This is a genomic window from Pseudoduganella sp. RAF53_2, from assembly GCF_052113985.1.
GTDB lineage: Bacteria > Pseudomonadota > Gammaproteobacteria > Burkholderiales > Burkholderiaceae_D > Rugamonas.
Window position 1 is genome coordinate 1 of sequence record NZ_JBFRDW010000689.1, and the last position, 3,095, is coordinate 3,095.

A 3,095-nucleotide genomic window follows, 5' to 3' on the forward strand; every position below is an offset into this window, starting at 1 on the left:
GGCGGCACCTTCGGCTCCATGCTGTCGACCCCGATCATCAACCCACCACAATCCGCGATCCTGGGCGTTCACGCGACCAAGGACCGCGCTGTCGTGGTTGACGGTCAGATCGTCATCCGTCCGATGAATTACCTGGCAATGTCCTACGACCACCGCATCATCGACGGCCGCGAAGCCGTCMTGGGCCTGGTGGCAATGAAGGAAGCGCTGGAAGATCCTGCACGCCTGCTGCTGGACCTGTAATTCAAACCCACGGCGTAAAACAGGTGGCAGCCACGAGGTGGCTGCCACCAGGTTTCCGCCCCTGGTTTTTTGGCGTAGATCGCAGAAGAGAGGTTTCATGAGCGTCTCGGAAGAAATCAAGCGTCTGCACGAGCTGCATCAGGCTGGTGCTTTGAGCGATGAAGAATTTGCCCGCGCCAAGGAGCGCCTGCTGAACGGCGCCACGCCGGCCGGCGACAAGGACATCGCATCCGAATTCAGCAGCCTGCGCCGCTCGCGCACGGACCGCTGGCTCGGAGGCGTGTGCGGCGGCATCGCGAAAGCGTCCGGCGTGGATTCGTGGATCTGGCGCCTGGTGTTCACACTCTTCACGATTACCTTCGGCTTCGGAGGGGTGATCTATCTCCTGCTATGGATATTCGTCCCTGAGGACGAGATGACTGGATATTAAGACATGAGCAAACAATTTGACGTAGTAGTTATCGGCGCCGGTCCTGGCGGCTACATCGCTGCCATCCGCGCAGCACAACTGGGCTTCTCCGTGGCCTGTATCGACGAGTGGGCGAACGAAAAGGGCGGCCCGGCTCCTGGCGGCACCTGCACCAACGTRGGCTGCATCCCGTCCAAGGCACTGCTGCAATCGTCCGAGCACTACGACCACGCACAGCACAGCTTCAAGGAACACGGCATCAACGTGGAAGGTATCTCCTTCGACGTGGCGCAAATGCTGAAGCGTAAGAACACCGTTGTGAAGCAGAACAACGACGGCATCCTGTTCCTGTTCAAAAAGAACAAGGTGACCTTCTTCCACGGCCGCGGCGCATTCGCCGGCGCTGCTGGCGCTGAAGGCTACCCGATCGCCATCACCGGCACCACCACCGACAGCATCACCGGCAAGCACATCATCGTTGCGACCGGCTCCAATCCGCGTGCATTGCCTGGCGCACCGTTCGACGAGAAACTGATCCTGTCGAACACCGGCGCACTGGCCATCGAATCCGTCCCTGCCAACCTGGGCGTGATCGGCGCCGGCGTGATCGGGCTGGAACTGGGCTCCGTATGGCGCCGTCTGGGCTCCAAGGTCACCGTGCTGGAAGGTCTGCCGACCTTCCTGGGCGCTGTCGACGAGCAGATCGCCAAGGAAGCGCACAAGCTGCTGACCAAGCAGGGCCTGTCCATCAACCTGTCCTGCAAGATCACCAAGGTCGAAGCGGGCAAGGACAATGTGTCGGTTGAATACACCGACGCCGCCGGCGCAGAACAGAAAGTCACCTTCGACAAGCTGATCGTCTCCATCGGCCGCGTTGCCAACACCATCGGCCTGGGCGCCGACAAAGTGGGCCTGGCGACCGACGAGCGCGGCATGATCACCGTGGACGACGACTGCAAGACCAACCTGCCGAACGTATGGGCGATCGGCGACGTGGTGCGCGGCCCGATGCTGGCGCACAAGGCGGAAGAAGAAGCGGTTGCCGTGGCTGAGCGTATCGCCGGCCAGCATGGCCACACCAACTTCAACACCCTGCCGTCCGTGATCTACACCCATCCGGAAATCGCTTCCGTGGGCAAGACCGAGCAGCAGCTGAAGGCTGAAGGCGTGCAGTACAAAGCCGGCACCTTCCCATTCCTGGCGAACGGCCGCGCACGCGCGCTGGGGGACACCAACGGCATGGTGAAGTTCCTGGCCGACGCTAACACCGACGAGATCCTGGGCGTTCACATCGTGGGTCCGATGGCTTCCGAGCTGATCTCCGAAGCGGTTGTTGCGATGGAGTTCAAGGCTTCTTCCGAAGACATCGCTCGCATCTGCCACGCACACCCATCGCTGTCCGAGGCGACCAAGGAAGCTGCGCTGGCCGTTGACAAGCGCACGCTCAACTTCTGATCGGGCAATCGGCGGATCGATGATCCGCCCTACGCAGTGTCGTAGGGCGGGTCATTGACCCGCCGAATTTCATTCATGAACGTCCAAGAGTTCTATCAACACGCGCTCACGCAGCGCGACTTCAAAGCCGACGCCGCGCAGAAGCGTGCCGTCGATCGCCTGCAGCAGTGCTACGACGAATGGGTAGCGTACAAAGCCCAGCGCTCGAACAGCTTCAAACGCCTGATCAACCGTCMGACGCCTCCGCGTGGCGTGTACATGTGGGGCGGAGTAGGGCGCGGCAAATCCTTCCTGATGGATTCCTTCTATTCGGTGGTGCCCCTGGTGCGCAAGACGCGCCTGCACTTCCACGAATTCATGCGCGACGTGCACATGCAGCTGGACGAACTGCGCGGCGTGGAAGATCCGCTGGATGAAGTAGCCAAGCGCATCGCCAAGAAATTCCGCCTGATCTGCTTTGATGAATTTCACGTATCGGATGTGGCCGACGCCATGATCCTGTACAACCTGATGAAGGCGCTGTACGACAATGGCGTGTCCTTCATCATGACTTCGAATTACGAGCCGTCCACGCTGTACCCGGACGGCCTGCACCGCGACCGCATCCTGCCCACCATCGCCCTGCTGAAGGAGAAGATGGATGTGCTGAACGTGGACGCCGGCGTGGACTACCGCGGCCGCGCGCTGGAGCAGGTGGATGCCTATCACACGCCGCTCAACGCCCAGACCGACGCCAAGTTGCGCGACGCTTTTGCCGGCGTTGCTGAAACCGCAGACGAGAACCCGGTCATTACCGTTGAAGGCCGCGAGCTGAAGGCCCTGCGTAAGGCCGGCACGATTATCTGGTTCGATTTCGCGACCCTGTGCGGCGGCCCGCGCTCGCAGAACGACTACCTGGAAATCGCCAGCCGCTTCCATACCGTGATATTGTCCGGGATACCGATGATGTCGGCCGGCCAGTCGTCCGAAGCGCGCCGCTTTACCTGGC

4 protein-coding genes are annotated in these 3,095 nt (G+C 61.3%); all 4 read left to right on the forward strand.

The window, feature by feature from the left end:
• A partial coding sequence (locus AB4Z11_RS27810) for a 2-oxo acid dehydrogenase subunit E2 (RefSeq protein WP_442029075.1) occupies positions 1-243 on the forward strand: 243 nt, incomplete at its 5' end.
• Between the two features lie 97 nt (positions 244-340).
• Positions 341-673: a PspC domain-containing protein gene (locus tag AB4Z11_RS27815; protein ID WP_442029076.1), complete on the forward strand. Its 333-nt coding sequence runs from the start codon at positions 341-343 to the stop codon at positions 671-673.
• A gap of 3 nt (positions 674-676) precedes the next feature.
• Positions 677-2,107, forward strand: a complete 1,431-nt coding sequence (gene lpdA, locus AB4Z11_RS27820) for a dihydrolipoyl dehydrogenase (protein WP_442029077.1) — start codon at positions 677-679, stop codon at positions 2,105-2,107.
• Between the two features lie 75 nt (positions 2,108-2,182).
• A partial coding sequence (gene zapE, locus AB4Z11_RS27825; RefSeq protein WP_442029078.1) for a cell division protein ZapE occupies positions 2,183-3,095 on the forward strand: 913 nt, incomplete at its 3' end.

Coding starts and splice junctions, on each gene's coding strand:
- AB4Z11_RS27815 (WP_442029076.1), top strand. CDS start 341: ATGAGCGTCTCGGAAGAAATCAAGCGTCTGCACGAGCTGCATCAGGCT.